Origin of the sequence: Microbacterium sp. bgisy189, assembly GCF_965345345.1 — a bacterium.
Classification (GTDB): Bacteria; Actinomycetota; Actinomycetes; order Actinomycetales; family Microbacteriaceae; genus Microbacterium.
On the sequence record NZ_CBDRMZ010000009.1, the window covers coordinates 109,475 to 128,297 of the forward strand.

The following is an 18,823-nucleotide window of genomic DNA, read 5'->3' on the forward strand; positions in this document are numbered from 1 at the left end:
GGCGTCCTGCCGGAACATGCCTCGGCGATCATCGGTGCATGACGGTTGGCGCGCAGGCTCCCGCGCAGACGTTGCGTACGGTCTGCTCGTACTGCGGTGTGGGCTGCGGCATCACCGTGACCGGCGGCGCGGACGGCGTCGTCAAGGCCGTCGGCGATCGTGAGCACCCGACGAACGCGGGCCGACTGTGCACCAAGGGCGCCACCCACGTCGACCTCATGGCGGCTCCGGGTCGCCTCACCCGCGCGCGCGTACGCCCGCAGCGCGGCGAGGCAGCGATCGAGATCGCACTCGACGAGGCGATCGAGCGCGCGGCGAGCGGATTGCAGGCGGTCATTGCGGAGCACGGACCGGATGCCGTGGCCGTCTACGTCTCGGGGCAGATGTCGCTCGAGGCGCAGTACCTGTCCAACAAACTCGTGAAGGGGCGGCTGCGCAGCCCGCACATCGAGTCGAACTCCCGGTTGTGCATGGCGTCTGCGGGCACCGGCTATAAGCAATCGCTCGGCGCCGATGGCCCGCCCGGCTCCTACGAAGACATCGACCATGCCGATCTCTTCTTCGTCATCGGTTCGAACACCGCCGACTGCCATCCGATCGTGTTCCTGCGCATGGCCGACCGCCTCAAGCGCGGTGCACGCATGATCGTCGTCGACCCCCGGCGTACCGAGACCGCCGCCCGCGCCGACCTGCACCTCGCCATCGCGCCCGGCACCGATCTCGCACTCCTGAACGGCCTGCTGCGTCTGCTCGTTGATGCGGGCGCGATCGACGAAGCGTTCATCGCCGCCCACACCGACGGATGGGATGCCGTCGTCGACATGCTCGCCGACTATCCGCCCGAGCGGGTGGCCGAGATCACCGGACTGGCGGTCCAAGACCTCCGGACGGCAGCTGCGTGGATCGCCGAGGCCGGCGAGTGGATGACCCTGTGGACGATGGGCCTGAACCAGTCAACGCAGGGCACGTGGAACACGAATGCGATCTGCAACCTGCACCTCGCGACAGGAGCCATCTGCCGCACCGGCAGCGGCCCGTTCTCCCTGACCGGGCAGCCGAACGCGATGGGCGGGCGGGAGATGGGCTACATGGGGCCGGGGCTGCCGGGCCAGCGCGTGGCCGCCGATCCGGCCGACCGCGCGTTCGTCGAGGCCGCCTGGAACATGGAACCCGGTTCGCTGCGAACCGATGCCGGCAGCGGCACGATCGACATGTTCCACGCGATGGCGGACGGCGATATCAAGGCCGCGTGGATCATCTGCACCAACCCGGTCGCATCGGTCGCGAACCGTCGCACGGTGATCGAGGGGCTGGAGGCGGCCGACCTCGTCATCGTGCAGGACGTGTTCGCCGATACGGCGACCGCCGCGTACGCCGACGTGCTGCTGCCGGCGACACTGTGGGTCGAGTCCGAAGGCGTCATGATCGGCAGCGACCGCACCCTCTCCCTCGTCCAGCACGCCGCACCCGCACCGGGCGAGGCGCTGCCCGACTGGATGCTGATCTGCCACGTCGCGCAGGCGCTCGGGTATGAGGGCTTCGACTATGCCGACGCGTCCGAGGTGTTCGATGAGATCCGCACCTTCTGGAACCCGCGCACGGGCTGGGACATCCGGGGCATCGACTACGACCGCCTCCGACGCGGACCCGTCCAGTGGCCGGCGCCCGCCGGCGATACGGACGACCGGCATCCGATCAGGTACGTCAACGACGGGGTGAGCCAGCACCTGCACGTCGACGACGACGGTGCACAGCCCGCGCTCGCGTTCCCCACGCCGAGCCGGCGCGCGCAGTTTCACGCGCGGCCGCACGTCGGGCCGGCTGAACTGCCAGACGATGACTACCCCTGGGTGCTGAACACCGGTCGCCTGCAGCACCAGTGGCACACGATGACGAAGACCGGCAAGGTCGACAAACTGGTGCGACTCAATCCCGACCCATTCGTCGAGATCCATCCCACGGATGCCGCTGCGTTCGGCATCGGGCCCGGCGATCGCGTCGAGGTCGCATCGCGCCGGGGGAGCGCCGTCCTTCCCGCCGTCGTGACCGACCGTGTGCGACCGGGCAACTGCTTCGCCCCGTTCCACTGGAACGACGAGCAGGGTGAGCATCTCACGGTCAACGCCGTCACCAGCGATGCCGTCGATGCCGCGTCGCTGCAACCCGAGTTCAAGTTCGCCGCGGTCTCGCTGCGTCGTGTCGCTGCGGCCGTCGAAGCGGCACCCGTGCAGGGGCTGGCGCTCCCGGGCCCGCCGACGCTGGGACCGACCGAGGCCGCATACGTCTCAGGCTTCCTGACGGCGATCGAGGCGACACCGCGCACCGGGGTGCCCGTCGTCCCCTCGACGGCGCCACTGGATCCGATCGCGCGCGCGTGGTTCGATGGACTGCTCGCCGGCAGGTACGCGGACCGCGCGGCGCCGTCCGCCGACGACGGCGCAGCCGTGACGATCGCGTGGGGGTCGCAGACGGGCAACGCTGAGGCGGTCGCCCGGCAGTGCGCCCAGGCGTTGCAGCAGGCGGGGATCGCGGCGCGCACGACGAGCATGGCCGAGCTGAGCCCCTCGGATCTTCGCGAGATCCCCCGACTGCTGGTTGTCACGTCGACCTTCGGTGACGGAGGACCGCCCGACAACGCGGCGGGGTTCTGGGCGGGCCTCAGCGGGGACGACGCTCCTGCGCTCGACGGCCTCGAGTACGCGGTCTTCGCGCTCGGCGATCCGAGCTACGACGACTACTGCGGCTACGGGCGAGGCCTCGACGCGAGGCTGGCAGCACTCGGTGCCTCGCCGCTCTGGGCGCGCGTGGAGAGCGACCCGGACTACGAGGATGCCGCCGCGACCTGGTCCAGGTCGATGGTCGCGACCTTGACGGGATCGGCGCCCGCGGCGCCGGAACCCCCGGCCGTGCGTCGCATGTTCACCCGCGCCAACCCGGTCGCCGTCCCACTCGTGCGCAACGTGCTGCTGAGCGGTGCGGGATCGGCCAAGGAGGTGCGTCAGTTCGGGTTCGACGTCGCGCGCCTGGGTGTCTCCTACGCCGCCGGTGACAGCCTCGGCGTGGTCTGCGCGAACCCACCCGCACTCGTCGAGGAGTTCCTCGAGGTGACGGGTTTGCCGGCAGACGCGATCGTCGACATCGACGGACGCGAGCAATTCCTCGACGACGCGCTCACCACCTCGCTCGACATCACGCGAACCGCGTCCTCGTTCGTCGACTTCGTGGGGGAGCGCAGCAGCGACTCGACGCTCGCGATGCTGCGACGTCGTGAGAACGCGGCGCGACTGGAACAGCACCTGTGGGCGACCCAGGCCATCGACTTGCTGCGGGAGTTTCCGATCGAGGCGACCGCGCAGGAGTGGGCCGACGTGCTCGGTCGCCTGCAGCCGCGTCAGTACTCGATCTCGTCGAGCCCGAAGACGAGCCCGCACGAGATCCAACTCACGGTCGCGGTCGTCCGCTTCCTCACCGATCGCGGCATCCGTCGGGGCGGGGTCGCCTCCTCGATGCTCGCCGATGCCGACTCCGCAGCACGTGTGCCTGTCTTCCTGCAGCGTTCGCCCCAGTTCCGTCCCCCCGAGGACGCGGACGCGCCGATGATCATGATCGGTCCCGGCACGGGCGTCGCGCCCTTCCGCGGGTTCCTCCACGACCGACGCGCAGACGGTCACCGCGGGCGGAACTGGCTGTTCTTCGGCGAACAGCACGCTGCGAGCGACTTCTATTACCGAGACGAACTGCTGGACCTCCACGCGGACGGCTTCCTGACGCGCCTGGACACCGCCTTCTCCCGCGACCAGCGACAGAAGATCTACGTACAGGACCGCATGGTCGAGCACGGCGCCGAACTGTGGCGCTGGCTCGAAGCCGGCGCGCACGTGTACGTGTGCGGTGACGCGTCACGCATGGCCGCCGACGTCGATGCGACTTTGACGGCACTCATCCACCGCCACGGCGGGATGGGTGAGGATGCCGCGGCCGAATACAAGGCGCAGCTCGTCGCCACCGGGCGCTACGTCCGCGACGTGTACTGACGAGGTCAGCAGGTCCTACGGCGAAAGGGCCGCCCCGTCAGGAGCGGCCCTATCGTGTGCAGGGTGATGGTCAGATGCGTTCACCCGCGAGGGAACGACGGGGGACGACATACACGAGCAGGGTCACGAGCAGCAGCACGAGGTACGCCCCGACGAAGCCGTAGAACGCGGCGCTGTAGCCGCCTGTTGCGGCCTGCGATGCGTTGAGCACCTGCGGGATGAGGAAGCCGCCGTACGCACCGATCGCCGAGATCAGGCCCAGGGCTGCGGCCGCCTTGCGCTTCGATGCGGTGAAGTCACCGGCATCCGGCGATGCGAGCGCGCGCGCGTGGAACACGTTCGGGATCATGCGGTAGGTCGAGCCGTTGCCGACGCCGGTCGCGGTGAACAACACGAGGAAGCAGACGAGGAAGACCCAGAAGTTGCCGAGCGGCAGCGTCAGCGGCAGCGCCAGCGCACCGGCGGCCATGACCGCGAACGCAGCCACCGTCATGCGCGCTCCACCGAAGCGGTCAGCGAGCTTGCCGCCGTAGGGCCGGGCGACCGAACCGACGAGCGCACCGAGGAACGCCAGCGACACAGCCGCGGTACCCACCTGCAGGGTCGAGAACTCGGGGAACTGGTCGGCGATCAGCTTCGGGAAGACGCTCGCGAAACCGATGAACGAACCGAACGTGCCGATGTACAGCAGGGCGAGCACCCACAGGTGCGGTTCGCGGAGCGCCGCAGCCGACCCGGCGAAGTCCGCCTTGGCCGACGACAGGTTGTCCATGTAGCGGTACGCCCCCCACATGGCGAGCAGGATCAGCGGGATCCACATCCAGCCGGCGAGGGAAATGCTGAAGGTCATGCCGGCGGTGATGCTCACCGCGATGGGCACGAGGAACTGCGCGACCGACGTGCCGATGTTGCCGCCGGCCGCGTTCAGGCCGAGCGCCCAACCCTTCTCCTTCTGCGGGAAGAAGTAGGTGATGTTGGCCATGGAGCTCGCGAAGTTGCCGCCGCCCACGCCGCCGAGGGCCGCGACGGTGAGCAGCACCCAGAACGGCGTCTCGGGGTTCTGCACGACGAAGCCGAGGAGCGTCGTCGGGATGAGCAGGAGAGCGGCCGACACGATGGTCCAGTTGCGCCCACCGAACGTCGCCACGGCGAACGTGTACGGGAAGCGCAGCGTGGCGCCCACGAGGCTCGGCAGCGAGATGAGCCAGAACGACTCAGACGTCGAAAGGGTGAAGCCGGCGTTCGGCAGCATCACGACGACGATGCTCCACAACTGCCAGACGATGAAGCCGAGGAACTCGGCGAAGATCGACCAGCCGAGGTTGCGGCGAGCGATGCCGCGGCCCTCCCGCGCCCAGAAGCCGGCGTTCTCGGGGTTCCATCCGTCGATCCAGCGACCAGGGCGGTGGGTGAGTGTCACCTCCTCAGTCGCGTCGACGGTGGCTGCGGATTCGGGGGTGGCGCGCGGCGATGGTGCAGAGGTGGTCATGGCGAGTCCTCAGGGTCGTCCGACGGGTACACGAGTGAGGTTAGGGATCGCGTGTTTCGCGCGACCGGCCGCGACGGTTTCCACCGCGTCACTTTCGCGTCACCCGGTTGCGCCGCTCCCGGTGAGTGCGGCGTCACACGGTCGAAACACGCGGCCCGCCTACACTCGAAACCATGCGCATCGACATCGTGACGATCTTTCCCGCGTTCTTCGATGTGCTCGATGTCTCGCTGGTCGGCAAGGCGCGTGAGCGCGGGATTCTCGATGTGCGGGTGCACGATCTGCGCGACGCCGCCCACGACCGCCATCGCACCGTCGACGACACGCCCTACGGAGGCGGCGCCGGCATGGTGATGAAGCCTGAGCCGTGGGGTGAGACGCTCGACGGCATCCTCTCCGAAGACACCGTGCTGCTGGTGCCCTCGCCCGCGGGGGAGCAGTTCACGCAGCGGATGGCGCGCGAGCTGGCGACCGAGTCCCATCTCGTGTTCGCCTGCGGGCGCTACGAGGGGATCGATCAGCGGGTCGTCGACCACTACGCCGAGCGCGGTCGGGTGCGGCTGGTGAGCCTGGGGGACTACGTTCTCAATGGCGGCGAGGTCGCCGCGATGGCCGTCATCGAGGCCGTCGGCAGGCTGCTTCCAGGCATGGTCGGCAACCCGCACAGCCTGGTCGAGGAGTCCCACGAATCCGGCTTGCTCGAATACCCCAGCTACACGAAGCCCGCCGTGTGGCGGGAGCGCGCCGTGCCCGCCGTGCTGCTCAGCGGCAATCACGGCGCGATCGCGACATGGCGGCATGAGCAATCGCTCGAGCGCACCCGTCGCCTGCGCCCCGATCTGCTGGCGGACGACGCCGACGGCACTCACGCCGCCGACGGTGCCGCCACCCGTGCGACCGCTTCCGAATAGCGTTCGGCGATGACGCCCGCGACTCGCACATCCGGGGCGAGCGGCGCGGTGACGACGTCCGCTCCGGCCCCCGACACGACGTCGGCGAAATACCCGGGCGCCAAGACGTAGCTGGCCACGACGACGCGTTCGGCGCCGTCGGCGCGGGCTGCGGCCACCGCGTCGCCGATCCTCGGCTGCGCACCGGCGGCGAACGCGACCGTCACCGGTCGATGCAAGCAGGTGCCGAGGCGGCCGGCCACGATCCGCACGGCGTCCGCGGCCGCCGGATCAGTCGATCCGGCCGCGGCGAGAATGAGGATGTCGTCGGCCGCGAGGCGCACCTCCTCGAGGCGCGACTCCAGCGTCAGCGCAAGCAGATCGTGCGGACCGAGCGGGGCCGCGGCCACCGCGCGATCACCGTACGGCGCGACCGCTTCGGCAATGTCGACCTTCGTGTGGAACCCCGTCGACAACAGCACCGGCACCACGACGACGGGGCCCTCGGCGACGGCGTCCGCGACGACGTCGGCGACGGCGGGTTCCTGCACGTCGACGAACGCTTCGAGCACACGAACGTGGGGAAGCAGGGTGCGCACCTGGTCGATGAGTGCGCGGATGGCCACCTGCCCTGAGGGCGAGCGGGTGCCGTGCGAGCACGCGATGAGCGTCGGGGTCATGCCGTCGCCTCCGCCGGATCGAGCACATCGAGACGGTACCCGCGTTTGACGACGGTCTTGATCAGATCGGGGGCACCGAGTGCCTCGCGCAACCGTGCGATCGCCATTTCGGTGGCGTGCGTGTTCTGGCTCGTGCCGGGCAGCAGGTCTTGGAGCGCGGCACGGGAGACGACACCGCCGCCCGCGGCGAACAGGCCCGCCAGCAGATCGGCACCGCTGCGGCTCAACGGCAGGTACTCCCCATCGAGCACCGCGCCGCAGCTGCGCAATTCGAGCTCTCCCTGCGTCGTCGACAGTGATCGGGCGTGTCCGCTACCGAAGTGCGTGACGACGGCTCGCACAAGCGCGCCGAGCCGGCCGCGATCAGGCATGAGCGGCGCGATCCCGACCGCGCGAAGGGGGCGCGCTGTGACCGGACCGACGGCGGCGAACAGGAGACGCCCCTGGTCGACGCGGTCCAGGATGTCGTGCAGCGCGCCGGTCTCGCGGGCGGCGGACAGCCACTCTGACGCTCCCGGCGCAGACGTGAACAGGACGGCATCCACCTCGCCGCCAGCACAGCTCGCGACAGAGCGGGCGACGACCCCGGCGTCCGGCGGCGGTCCCCAGCGGTACACCGTGAGGGAGACGACGTCCGCGCCGTGGCGGTGAAACAGTTCGTCGAGGCCGTCGGCGCCGGAGCCGTGGTGCTGCACCGCCACGCGGCGTCCCGCGACCCCCTGGGCGATCAAGAACTCGCCGAGCTCGTGCGCGGTCTCGGATTCGGCGACCCAATCGGCGGTGAAGCCGGCCTGCTGGATGGCACCGCGGGCCTTCGGTCCGCGGGCGACGAACTGGGCACATCGCAACGCGGCGTGAAGTTCGTCGGCGAGTCCCGCTTCATCGGCCGCTTCCATCCACCCGCGGAAGCCGACCCCGGTGGTCGCCACGACGACCTCCGGCGGCGCGGCGATCAAGGCTCGGGTCACCTCGATGAGCGATTCGTCGTCGACGTGGGGCACGATCGTGAGCGCCGGCGCCTGGGTCACGGCGGCACCGTGGCGTTCGAGCGCCGCGGAGAGCTCACCGGCGCGGCGGTCGACGGCGATGACGATGTTGCAGCCGGCGAGTGCGGCCGAGAGGGTGGTGCGTTCGGTCACGGGCTCGGCACTCCAGCAGCCTGTTGTTCGGGGTGCAGCAGCAGCCCGGCGCGGGCCACGTCGCCGAAGACGATGACGGCCGGGTTCGACACGCCCGCCCGCCGAGCGTCGTCGACGACCTCGTCGAGTGTCGACCGGAGCGTACGCTGCCGGTCGGTGTGCCCCTCCTGCACGATCGCGACCGGGCGGTCTGCGGGTGCGCCCGCTGCGCGGGCAGCCTCCACCAGCCGGGGGAGCGCCGCGACGCCCATGAGGATGACCGTGGTCGTCTCGCCGTCCGCCATCGCCGCGCGGGTCGCTGCGGTGATGGTGCCCTGCCCGTTCACGACATGCAGGGAGGCGGCGGTCCCGCGATGCGTCACGGGGATGCCGGCAGCCTGCGGCACGGAGACCACCGACGTCAGTCCTGGCACGACATCGACGGGTACGCCGGCTGCCGTGCAGGCAGCGACCTCCTCGCCGCCGCGACCGAAGACGAACGGGTCGCCGCCCTTGAGTCGTACGACGCGCAGCCCGCGACGTGCATGCGCCACGAGGAGCGCATTGATCTCCTCCTGCGGCACGGGGTGGTGCCCGGGACGCTTGCCCACGTCGATGACCTCGACATCGGGATCGAGTTCGGCCAACACGTCGACGGGGCCGAGTCTGTCTGCGACAACGACGTCGGCTTCGGCCAGCAGACGCCGACCGCGCACGGTGATCAGATCCGTCGGTCCGGGGCCCCCGCCGACGAGTGCGACCGATCCGACGGCGGTGGAACGTCGCCGGCGCAGTGGCAGACGCCCCTCCCGCACCTGCGCGGCGATCGCGTCGCGCAGTCGGCCTGCCCGGCGCGGGTCGACACCGGCATCCGAGACGACGCCCACGATCACGTCGCCTGCACGCGTCTCGGCGGCGATGCGCGCGGTTCCGTGCGCGCCGTCCGACGCGTTGACACAGAGGATGCGTCGTGATTCGCAGACGGCGGCGACCTGGAGATCGCGCTCCGCATCACCGGTGGCGGTGTGGACGAGCCAGACGCCATCCAGATCGGCGTCCTGCACGGCGCGCTGCACCCATGTCGCCGTGCTCTGGGCGACCAGCTCGGCAGTTCGTGCGCTGAGGGCCGGGGCGACGATGCGCACACGCGCGCCTTCCGCGAGCAGCCGTTCGAGTCGACGGGCGGTGACATCTCCGCCGCCCACCATCAGCACGTCGCGGCCCTCCAGCGAGACCCCCAGCATCGTCGTCATGCGCGGGTGCCGATCTTGACGAACACATCGCCGTCGGTGACCGCGACGGGCCAGGTCTCGAGGTCGATCGGGTCCTTGCCCTGCGGGTCGACGCACATGCCCGTTCGCAGGTCCCACGACTGCTTGTACATGGGAGAGGCGACGGTCGGGGAATCCTGTCGGGTACCGACGATGCCGCGCGAGATCACGTGCGCGCCGCTGTACGGGTCGAGGTTCGAGACCGCGTGAACCGTGCCCGCGTAGGTGCGGAACAGCGCGAGTTGCGTCGAGCCGATGAGGGCTGCGCGGCCGCGTTCGGTCTCGAGATCACCGAGCGCGCACACCCGAACCCACGACGGCAGATCAGCGCGGGCAGGGGTCTGTTCGATGAGCGTCATCGGCGCACCTCCAGGGTCGTTCCGGCGATGAGGGTCGCACCAGATGTGCGCTCCTCCGGTGTCGCGGGGCGGGGCTGCCCCCGCTCGGCGGTGTAGGCGAGGGACGGGTCAGCGGTTTCGGGGGCGTTGACGAACGACGCGAAGCGACGGAGCTTGTCGGGGTCTTCGAGGGTCGCCTTCCACTCGTCCTCGTACGCGTCGATGTGCGTCGCCATCGCTGCGTCGAGATCGGCGCAGATGCCGAGGCTGTCGTCGAAGATCACCTCGCGCAACCCGTCGATCCCGCCGTCAAGCTCCTCGAACCACGGCGCCGTGCGCTGCAGACGGTCGGCCGTGAAGATGTAGTACATCAAGAAGCGGTCGATCGCGGTGAGCAGTTCGGCATCCGACAGTCCCTCTGCCAACAGCACGGCGTGCCGCGGCGTGAAGCCACCGTTGCCGCCGACGTACATGTTCCAGCCGGCCTCGGTCGCGATGACGCCGACATCCTTGCCGCGTGCCTCCGCGCATTCGCGGGCGCAGCCCGACACACCGAGTTTGATCTTGTGGGGCGATCGGAGGCCGCGGTAGCGCAGTTCGAGCGCGACGGCCATGCCGACGGAGTCCTGCACGCCGTAGCGGCACCAGGTGGAGCCGACGCAGGACTTCACCGTGCGCAGCGATTTGCCGTAGGCGTGGCCGGATTCGAATCCGGCATCGACGAGCTTGCGCCACACGAGCGGCAGCTGCTCGAGGCGCGCGCCGAACATGTCGATACGCTGGCCGCCGGTGATCTTCGTGTAGAGGCCGAACTCCTTCGCGATCTGTCCGATGACGATGAGGCCTTCCGGGGTGATCTCACCGCCGGGGACGCGCGGCACGACCGAATAGCTGCCGTCCTTCTGCAGGTTCGCCATCACGTGATCGTTGGTGTCCTGCAGGGTCGCGTTCTCGCCGTCGAGCACATGGCGACCGACGAGGGTCGACAGGATGCTGGCGAGCGCCGGCTTGCAGATATCGCAGCCGCGTCCGGTGCCGAACCGCTCGATGACGGCGCTGAAGGTCGTGAGCCCCGACACGCGGACGGCATCGAAGAGCTGGCGACGCGACATGTCGAAGTGCTCGCACATCGCGCTGCTGAGTGCGGCGCCGGTCTTGGCGAGCTCCGTCCCGACGATCTTCTTGACCATCGTGAGGCACGAGCCGCAGGCTGCGCCCGCCTTCGTGCAGGCCTTCACGGCCGTGACGTCGGTGCATCCCTGCTCGTGCACCGCGCTGCGGATGGTGCCGGCCGAGACGCTGTTGCACGAGCAGACGAGCGCAGCGTCCGGCAATTCGCCCGTCGGCGCCGCACCGCCGCCTTCGGGCAACAGGTACGCTGACGGGTCGCCGCCGAGGGCACTCCCGAGGAAGGGGCGGAGCGAGCCGTACGCCGACGCGTCACCGACGAGGATGCCACCGAGCAGCGTCTTCGCGTCATCGGTCATCACGAGCTTCTTGTAGACGCCGGCGACCGGATCCGCGTAGGTGACGTCGAGCGCACCGGGTGTCGTCGCGAACGCGTCGCCGAAGCTGGCGACGTCGACGCCGTTGAGCTTGAGCTTGGTCGACAGGTCGTACCCGGGGAAGGTCGCATCCCCGCCGAGCAGGCCGGTCGCAGCGACTTCGGCCATCGCGTAGCCGGGGGCGACGAGCCCGACGCACTGGTCGTCGAAGTTGGCGACCTCGCCGATCGCGAGGATCGCGGGGTCGGAGGTCTGGCAGCGCTCGTCGATGCGCACGCCGCCGCGGGCGTGCACGTCGAGCCCTGCGGCCCTGGCGAGCTCGTCCCGCGGCCGGACACCGACCGTGAAGACGACGACGTCGGTCTGCTCGTACTCGCCGTTGCGGAACTCGAGGCCCGCCACCTGGCCCGAGCGGTCCGGATCGAGCCGTGTCGTGATCGATTCGGTGCGCACGCGGATGCCGCGCTGTTCGATGAGTCGTCGAAGCGCGGCGCCGGCCGGTGCGTCGAGCTGGGCGGACATGAGCCGGTCGGAGGACTGCACGACCGTGCACGCCACATCCAGTCCCTGCAACGCGCCCGCTGCTTCGAGCCCGAGCAACCCGCCGCCGATCACCGTGCCGGTGAGTGGCCTGCCGAGCTGGCGGGAACGGGCCTGCACGAACGACCGGAGGCGCTCGACGTCGTCGAGCGTGCGGTAGACGAAGCACCCGGCGAGCTCGAATCCGTCCACGGCGAGCTTGGCCGCGTACGACCCCGTCGCGAGGACGAGCGTGTCGTAGGGAACGACGACCCCGCTCGCGGTGGTGACCGTGCGCGCAGACCGATCCACCCGCGTCACGGCGTCTCCGCGGATGAAGTGCAGGCGCTCGTCCGCGAAGACGGTCGGGTCGAGTTCGAGGTCGTCGGGGGAGGCGCCCGTGAAGAACGAGGTCAGCCCGACACGGTCGTACGGCGCGCGCCCCTCGTCGCCGATGACGGTGAGCTCGATTTGCGCATCCGTACGGGTGAGCAGGCTCTCGACGAAGCGGTGGGCGACCATCCCGGCCCCCACCACGACGATGCGCTGTGCGGGCGACGGGTGGTGCATGCCGTCACGGTACGCGGGGGATGTTGCGGACGGATCAGCGTCGTGTTTCGGGCTGTTGACGGATCCATTCGCGTGCACGGACTGCGCGCGGTCTGCGTCGGTCATTGCGTCTCCTTGTCGGCGGCGATGCCGTCACGCTAGGAGCGCGGTGTTACCGGGCGCGGTGCGCCGTCGTTACCCGCAGCGAACGATTCCCTCACATCGTCGACCGCGGCGGCGTGAGGTCAGTCGACGCCGAGGAACGAGCGATCGGTCAGCACGATCGGTCCGTCGGCGGTCATGGCTACCGTGTGCTCCGCGTGCGCGCCGCGCGAGCCATCGACCGAACGCAGCGTCCACCCGTCGGGATCGGTGATCAGCTCGTCGGTGGTCTGCAGGAACCACGGCTCGAGCGCGACGACCAGGCCTTCGCGCAACGGATACCCGCGACCCGCCTTGCCGTCGTTGGGCACGTGCGGGTCGCCGTGCATGATGCGGCCCACCCCGTGGCCGCCGAAGTCCGTGTTGATGCGATATCCGTCGGCCCGGGCGACCTCGGCGATCGCGTGCGAGATGTCGCCGATGCGGTTGCCGACGACGGCCGCCGAGATCGCGGCATCCAGCGCGCGCTCAGCCGTGTCGATGACCGCGAGGTCTTCGTCGCGAGGCGTGCCGACGACGAAGGAGACGGCGGAATCGGCGACCCAGCCGTCGACGCTCACCGCGAAGTCGAGCGAGACGAGGTCGCCGTCGCGCAGTGCGTAGTCGTGCGGGAGTCCGTGCAGCACGGCGTCGTTGATCGAGGTGCAGATGACCTTGCCGAACGGGCTCGCGCCGAATGAAGGGTGGTAGTCGATATAGCAACTGGTCGCCCCCGCACGACGGATGAGATCATGTGCGCGGCGGTCGATCGCGAGGAGGTTCGTGCCCACGGTCGTCTCTTCGCGCAGCGTCGCGAGCACCTCGGCGACGAAGCGTCCGGCCGGTCGCATCGCGTCGATCTCGGCGGGGGTGCGAAGTTCGATCATGGGGTGTGGTCCTTTCCTCAGCTTCCATTGTGGCTGACCGGCGTACAGTCGAAGACATGCGGGTGCGTCGAGCGTTCTTCCACTGGCTCGTTCCAGCGGCCTTCGTGCTGCCGCTGTGGCTGCTGATCGGGTGGATCTCCTTCGATGCCGGCGGCTGGGCCCTGCTGATGGTGCTCCTGATCGCGATGCCCGCCGTCTTCCTCGGCCAACTCGTCGTCACACTGCTGGTGCGCGCGCGCGGCACCGTCCGCCACTCGCGCGCGGTCTCGTGGTGGGACATGCTCGGGTTCGGGGTCTGGCATGCCCTGACGATCGCCGCCGGCTTCTACCCCGAGGGCGGATTCTGGGGGCTCGTGGCGCTGGCCACCGTGGCGTTCCTCGCCTTGTTCTGGGTCTCGCTGTGGCAGCTGTTCCGTGAGGCCCGCCCGGGCGCGCGGATGGAGCGCGCAGCCGATGGCACGCTGTTCATACCGGCCGCCGAACGTCCCACCTCGCAGCGCACCGACCCGCAGGTGATCATCATCAACGAGACGGATCGCCCGACCGCGCCGTGACGGTTTGGATGCCGTCGTCAGACGTGGCAGAATAGTTCTTTGTGCCCTGAACAACTCTGCCTCAGGGGAGCACGCGGTCGGCTTCGACCGCGCGGGCACACCACACCTCTTTCCCTTTGACTCTCGCGATCGACCTGTGGCGGTCGCAGGAAGTGACGATCATGCAGATCCTCGACTCCGTCGACGCGGCATCGCTGCGCTCCGACATCCCCGCCTTCAACGCCGGCGACACCGTCAAGGTGCACGTCAACATCACCGAAGGCAACCGCTCGCGCATCCAGGTGTTCCAGGGCGTCGTCATCGGCCGCTCGGGCGACGGTGTGCGCGAGACCTTCACGGTCCGCAAGATCAGCTTCCAGGTGGGCGTCGAGCGCACCTTCCCGGTGCACTCCCCGGTGATCGACCACATCGAGGTCGTCACCCGCGGTGACGTGCGTCGCGCAAAGCTGTACTACCTGCGCAACCTGCGCGGCAAGAAGGCCAAGATCAAGGAGAAGCGCGAGCACTGACCCGCGCCCTTCCCAGCGACGCCCCGCCGCCTTTCGGTACGGGGCGTCGCTGCGTTCCGGCACACGTGCGTCGCCGCTGTCGGATGACCGCAGATGTGCGACCCTTGATATCGGCTGCCCGATCCGCGGCGAGCCGCGACGAAAGACCTGCATGAGCTCCGACTCCACCCTCGCCCGGAGGACCCGCCGCCGCAGCCTCTGGCCGCTGGTCCGCGACGTCCTCGTGATCCTGCTGATCGCGATCGTGGTGTCGTTCCTGGTCAAGACCTTCCTGGTGCGTTCGTTCTACATTCCGTCCGGATCGATGGAGCAGACGCTGCAGATCGACGACCGCATCCTCGTCGACGAACTCACCCCGCGATTCGGCGGATACAGCCGCGGTGACGTCGTCGTCTTCCGGGATCCGGGCGGATGGCTCCCCGTGACACCCGAGGCGCCGCAGCCGGCCCTCCTCGAAGCGGCTGACTGGGTGCTGTCGATGGTCGGCTTGTCGGCATCCGACAGCAAGGACCACCTCATCAAGCGCGTCATCGGCGTCGAGGGCGATCACATCGTGTGCTGCAACTCGCTCGGGCAGATCACCGTCAATGACGTGCCGCTCGACGAGAGCGCCTATCTGCACCTGAACGAGGGGCAGAAGGCACCCCAGGAGGTGCCGTTCGACGTCACGGTTCCCGAAGACTCCCTCTGGGTGCTCGGCGACAACCGCGATGCATCGCGCGACTCCCGCTACAACACCGAACAGCCGTCCGAAGGGTTCGTGCCCGTCGAGAACGTCGTCGGTCGCGCCTTCCTCGTGACGTGGCCGCTCGGCCGATTCGGTCTGATCGATGCGCACCACGACACGTTCGACGGGGTGCCGGAGGCACGATGACCGTTGTGGTGCCCCGCCTGACCGTCGAACGGCGGCTGCTGCGCGAGCACGCCGTCGTCATCGCGTGCGATGAAGTCGGCCGGGGCGCGTTGGCTGGGCCGGTCGCCGTGGGAGCAGCCGCAGTCGACGCGTCACGTGCTCGCAAGCGGGTGCCGGACGGCCTGCGCGACTCGAAGCTCGTGCCCGAGCACAAGCGTGCCGATGTTGCTGCGCGCGCCGCGGCCTGGGTCAACGCGTCCGCTGTCGGGTGGGCCAGCGCGCGCGAGGTCGACGAGGTGGGCATCATGCGCGCGCTCGGCCTGGCGGCGCTGCGCGCGATCGCCGATCTGCGCGCGGGCAGCATCGTGCCGGAGGAGGCGATCGTCATCCTCGACGGCAACCACGACTACATCACCCCCGCCGGTGGCGCGGGACTGGTGATCCGTCCGATCGTCAAGGCGGACCGCGACTGCGCGAGTGCCGCGGCGGCCTCGGTCGTCGCAAAGGTCGCACGCGACGCCTTCATGACCGACCTGCATGACGAGTTCCCGGCCTACCAGTGGTCGCGCAACAAGGGCTACGCGAGTCCCGAGCACCGCGCAGCGATCCGGGAACTCGGGCTCAGCACGCACCATCGTGCATCGTGGGCGATCGCGGACGCCCCCACGCTGTTCTGACGGCGCTCCGCGCGTCGTGCGCGCGCCTAGGATGGAGTCACCATGGATGACGAGGTCTTCGACGATTACGACCGCGAGCTGGAGCTCGCCCTGTACCGGGAGTACCGGGACGTCGTTTCGCAGTTCCAATACGTGATCGAGACCGAGCGCAGGTTCTACCTTGCCAACGACGTCAACGTCGTGCGCCGCGACACCGAGCACGACTTCTACTTCGAGATCTCGATGACCGACGTGTGGGTCTGGGACATCTACCGCGCCGACCGCTTCGTGAAGTCGGTTCGCGTGCTCACGTTCAAGGACGTGAACGTCGAAGAACTGCAGCGGCGCGACTTCCAATTGCCTGAAGAGCTCTCACTCGACGGCTGACGCCGGCTTCTGCACAGTCGACGCGATTCGCGCACTGTCCACACTCGCCGTACCGCGCCCGCATCCGTCCTCAGGGCGAGGGCACGCTTGCCCACATGGCACAGAAGGACGAGCGGGGCAGGGCCGGCGAGGAGCTCGCGGCGCTGCACCTGGCGGATGCAGGACTCACAGTCGTCGATCGCAACTGGCGTTGCGCGCAGGGCGAGCTCGACATCGTCGCGATCGACGGTGACGAACTCGTCGTGGTCGAGGTCAAGACACGGCGCACCACGGGGTACGGGCATCCGTTCGACGCGATCGACGACCGAAAGCGTGATCGGCTGTGGCGCCTCGCGCACGCGTGGCGCGCCGCCCACGCCGACCAACCGCTGCCGAAGCGGGTGCGGGTCGACGTCGTCGGCGTCGTCGGGCCCGGCGACGGCCTGGAGCACTGGCGGGACCTGCGATGAGCCTCCCGCGTACCTGGGCTGTCGTGCTGACGGGACTGGTCGGCGACCTCGTCGAAGTGGAGGCCGACGTCACGAGCCAGACGCCGGACTTCCAAGTCATCGGACTCGCCGATCGCGCGATCGGTGAGGCACGTCAGCGCGTGAGGAACGCGTGTGCCAACAGTGAACTGGACCTGCCGCGCCGGCGCCTGACCGTGAGCTTGTCACCGGCCGACTTGCCCAAGCACGGCTCCGGCCTCGACCTCGCGATCGCGGTCGCCGCCCTGGCGACGCAGCACGCAATGGACGCACGATCGCTCGCCACGACGGTCCACATCGGCGAACTCGCGCTCGACGGGCGGCTTCGTCCGATCGCAGGCGTGCTTCCCGCCGTCATGGCAGCGGCGCGCGCGGGCTTCACCCGTGTCGTCGTGCCGTGGGCCAACGGGGACGAAGCTCGACTCGTCGACGGGGTCGACGTCGTCGCGGCCGCCAGTCTGCGCCAGGTCGCAGGCTGCCACGGGCTCGAGCTGGATCCGCGCGAGGTCGAACCGGTCGCTGCGGCGACCGCGGCAGATGAGACGTCGTCCGCACTGCTCGATCTGGCGGAGGTCGTGGGCCAGCGCGACGCGGTCGACGCGCTCGTCGTCGCCGCTGCCGGCGGTCACCATCTGCTCCTGAGCGGCCCACCGGGTGCGGGCAAGACGATGCTCGCAAGGCGACTCACCGGCATCCTCCCCGAGCTCGACGACCGCGAGGCGCTGCATGCCGCCGCCGTCAGATCCCTCGCCGGGCGCTCGGTGACGACGCTGCATCGCGAGCCACCGTTCGAAGCACCCCACCACACCACGAGCACGGCCGCCCTCATCGGCGGCGGCAGCCGAACCGTGCGGCCCGGAGCCATCGCACGTGCGAGTGGCGGTGTGCTGTTCCTCGATGAGGCGGGGGAGTACACGGCGCAGGCGCTCGACGCCCTCCGCCAGCCGTTGGAGTCCGGTGTCATTGAAATCCACCGATCCGGCTTCCGGGCGACCTTCCCGGCCCGGTTCCAGCTGGTCGTCGCGACGAATCCATGCCCATGCGGCAACCACGGCGTCCCTGGCGCGGCGTGCGAGTGCCCGCCACAGGCGATCCGGCGGTACGCGGCGCGACTGTCGGGGCCCCTGCGTGATCGCATCGACATCGAACTGGGACTTCGCCGTGTGAGCGCAGCCCCGGCATCGGGGCGCGGCGAGCGAACGACGGCGTCGGCGCGTGAGGCTGTCATCGCAGCTCGTGAACGCACAGCCGTCCGGCTGGCGGGCACGCCTTGGCAGCGCAACGTCGACGTGCCCGGCACCTGGTTGCGCACGGGACCGCACGCCCCGCCCTCCGATGTGCGGCGACCGTTGGACGATGCGTTGCGTCGCGGCTCCCTGACGCTTCGTGGCTACGACCGGGTGCTCCGCGTCGCGTGGTCGGTGGCGGACCTTGCCGGCAATGAGCGGTTGTCGCTCGCCGACGTGGGCAGGGCGCTGTTCCTCAAGAAGGGGATCGCCGCATGAGTGCGGGGGCGCAGCAACACGGGTCGGCGGCGGAAGAACGACACGCACGCGCGCTGTGGTCGGGCGTCGTGGAGCCCGGTGACGGCATCGCCGGAGCACTGGTCGCCACGCTCGGCGCCGAACGCGCCTGGCAGGCCGCGGCCGACGGTGATGCCGCGGCGGCCGCCGTAGCGGGTCTCGACGAACGGACGTTCTCACGGGCACGGGCGCGCTGGCGCCCCCGGGCGAGCGATGCCCACCGCGCCGTGGACGATGCCCGACGTGTCGGCGTCAGACTGGTCGTCCCCGGCGACCCGGAGTGGCCGCGGCGGGTCGACGACCTGGGCACGCATGCGCCGATCGCGCTCTGGGTTCGCGGTGCCCAAGCCCTCGAGTCGAATGCGCCGACCGACTGGCATGCTGCGGAATTGAATCTCGCGCTATTGCCGTGTTAGGGCGTGAGTAACCAAACCAAGTTGAGCGGCGTCTTCC

The 18,823-nt window shown here is 69.6% G+C and carries 17 protein-coding genes; 10 read left to right on the forward strand and 7 right to left on the reverse strand.

All coding sequences use genetic code 11. The features are described 5' to 3' along the window. Positions 1-38 precede the first annotated feature (38 nt). Positions 39-4,034: a molybdopterin-dependent oxidoreductase gene (locus tag ACSF8R_RS11995; RefSeq protein WP_434812111.1), complete on the forward strand. Its 3,996-nt coding sequence runs from the start codon at positions 39-41 to the stop codon at positions 4,032-4,034. 70 nt (positions 4,035-4,104) lie between these two features. Here ACSF8R_RS11995 and ACSF8R_RS12000 read toward each other — a convergent pair whose 3' ends face one another. Then, entirely contained in the window at positions 4,105-5,523 is a 1,419-nt protein-coding gene (locus tag ACSF8R_RS12000) for an MFS transporter (protein ID WP_434812112.1), read from the reverse strand. A 173-nt stretch (positions 5,524-5,696) separates the two neighbouring features. Here ACSF8R_RS12000 and trmD point away from each other — a divergent pair, with 173 nt between their 5' ends. Next, positions 5,697-6,434 (forward strand): tRNA (guanosine(37)-N1)-methyltransferase TrmD, encoded by a 738-nt coding sequence (trmD, locus tag ACSF8R_RS12005; protein ID WP_434812113.1) that lies wholly within the window; start codon positions 5,697-5,699, stop codon positions 6,432-6,434. Here trmD and ACSF8R_RS12010 read toward each other — a convergent pair. The 6 genes from ACSF8R_RS12010 to map form a co-directional block, all read right to left on the reverse strand. Further along, positions 6,389-7,093, reverse strand: a complete 705-nt coding sequence (locus ACSF8R_RS12010) for a sirohydrochlorin chelatase (RefSeq protein WP_434812114.1) — start codon at positions 7,091-7,093, stop codon at positions 6,389-6,391. The genes trmD and ACSF8R_RS12010 overlap by 46 nt on opposite strands. Next, a complete protein-coding gene (locus ACSF8R_RS12015) occupies positions 7,090-8,232 on the reverse strand; it encodes a uroporphyrinogen-III synthase (RefSeq protein WP_434812115.1) in 1,143 nt (380 codons plus the stop codon). Before ACSF8R_RS12015 ends, ACSF8R_RS12010 begins: the two co-directional genes overlap by 4 nt. Further along, positions 8,229-9,464, reverse strand: coding sequence for a uroporphyrinogen-III C-methyltransferase (gene cobA, locus ACSF8R_RS12020; RefSeq protein ID WP_434812116.1), 1,236 nt, complete (start codon positions 9,462-9,464; stop codon positions 8,229-8,231). Before cobA ends, ACSF8R_RS12015 begins: the two co-directional genes overlap by 4 nt. After that, positions 9,461-9,841: a nitrite reductase small subunit NirD gene (gene nirD, locus ACSF8R_RS12025; RefSeq protein WP_434812117.1), complete on the reverse strand. Its 381-nt coding sequence runs from the start codon at positions 9,839-9,841 to the stop codon at positions 9,461-9,463. Before nirD ends, cobA begins: the two co-directional genes overlap by 4 nt. Continuing rightward, on the reverse strand, positions 9,838-12,414 hold the full coding sequence (gene nirB / locus ACSF8R_RS12030; RefSeq protein WP_434812132.1) for a nitrite reductase large subunit NirB: 2,577 nt from the start codon (positions 12,412-12,414) through the stop codon (positions 9,838-9,840). Before nirB ends, nirD begins: the two co-directional genes overlap by 4 nt. 224 nt (positions 12,415-12,638) lie before the next feature. Next, on the reverse strand, positions 12,639-13,421 hold the full coding sequence (gene map, locus ACSF8R_RS12035; protein WP_434812118.1) for a type I methionyl aminopeptidase: 783 nt from the start codon (positions 13,419-13,421) through the stop codon (positions 12,639-12,641). Positions 13,422-13,477: 56 nt separating this feature from the next. Here map and ACSF8R_RS12040 point away from each other — a divergent pair, with 56 nt between their 5' ends. The 8 genes from ACSF8R_RS12040 to ACSF8R_RS12075 all read left to right on the forward strand — a co-directional run bounded on the left by ACSF8R_RS12040 (position 13,478) and on the right by ACSF8R_RS12075 (position 18,786). After that, positions 13,478-13,975 carry an MFS transporter permease gene (locus ACSF8R_RS12040; protein ID WP_434812119.1) on the forward strand — a complete coding sequence of 166 codons (498 nt, stop codon included), beginning with the start codon at positions 13,478-13,480 and terminating at the stop codon, positions 13,973-13,975. Between the two features lie 161 nt (positions 13,976-14,136). Next, positions 14,137-14,484, forward strand: coding sequence for a 50S ribosomal protein L19 (rplS, locus tag ACSF8R_RS12045; protein ID WP_434812133.1), 348 nt, complete (start codon positions 14,137-14,139; stop codon positions 14,482-14,484). Between the two features lie 151 nt (positions 14,485-14,635). Beyond that, positions 14,636-15,358, forward strand: coding sequence for a signal peptidase I (gene lepB / locus ACSF8R_RS12050; protein ID WP_434812120.1), 723 nt, complete (start codon positions 14,636-14,638; stop codon positions 15,356-15,358). After that, a complete protein-coding gene (locus ACSF8R_RS12055) occupies positions 15,355-16,014 on the forward strand; it encodes a ribonuclease HII (protein ID WP_434812121.1) in 660 nt (219 codons plus the stop codon). The genes lepB and ACSF8R_RS12055 overlap by 4 nt, the downstream gene beginning before the upstream one ends. A gap of 42 nt (positions 16,015-16,056) precedes the next feature. After that, complete coding sequence (locus ACSF8R_RS12060; protein WP_434812122.1) at positions 16,057-16,380, forward strand: DUF2469 family protein; 324 nt, start codon at positions 16,057-16,059, stop codon at positions 16,378-16,380. Positions 16,381-16,475: 95 nt separating this feature from the next. Then, positions 16,476-16,829 (forward strand): YraN family protein, encoded by a 354-nt coding sequence (locus ACSF8R_RS12065; RefSeq protein ID WP_434812123.1) that lies wholly within the window; start codon positions 16,476-16,478, stop codon positions 16,827-16,829. Beyond that, positions 16,826-18,352 carry a YifB family Mg chelatase-like AAA ATPase gene (locus ACSF8R_RS12070; RefSeq protein ID WP_434812124.1) on the forward strand — a complete coding sequence of 509 codons (1,527 nt, stop codon included), beginning with the start codon at positions 16,826-16,828 and terminating at the stop codon, positions 18,350-18,352. Before ACSF8R_RS12065 ends, ACSF8R_RS12070 begins: the two co-directional genes overlap by 4 nt. Then, positions 18,349-18,786 carry a hypothetical protein gene (locus ACSF8R_RS12075; RefSeq protein ID WP_434812125.1) on the forward strand — a complete coding sequence of 146 codons (438 nt, stop codon included), beginning with the start codon at positions 18,349-18,351 and terminating at the stop codon, positions 18,784-18,786. Before ACSF8R_RS12070 ends, ACSF8R_RS12075 begins: the two co-directional genes overlap by 4 nt. The last annotated feature ends 37 nt before the right edge of the window (positions 18,787-18,823 follow it).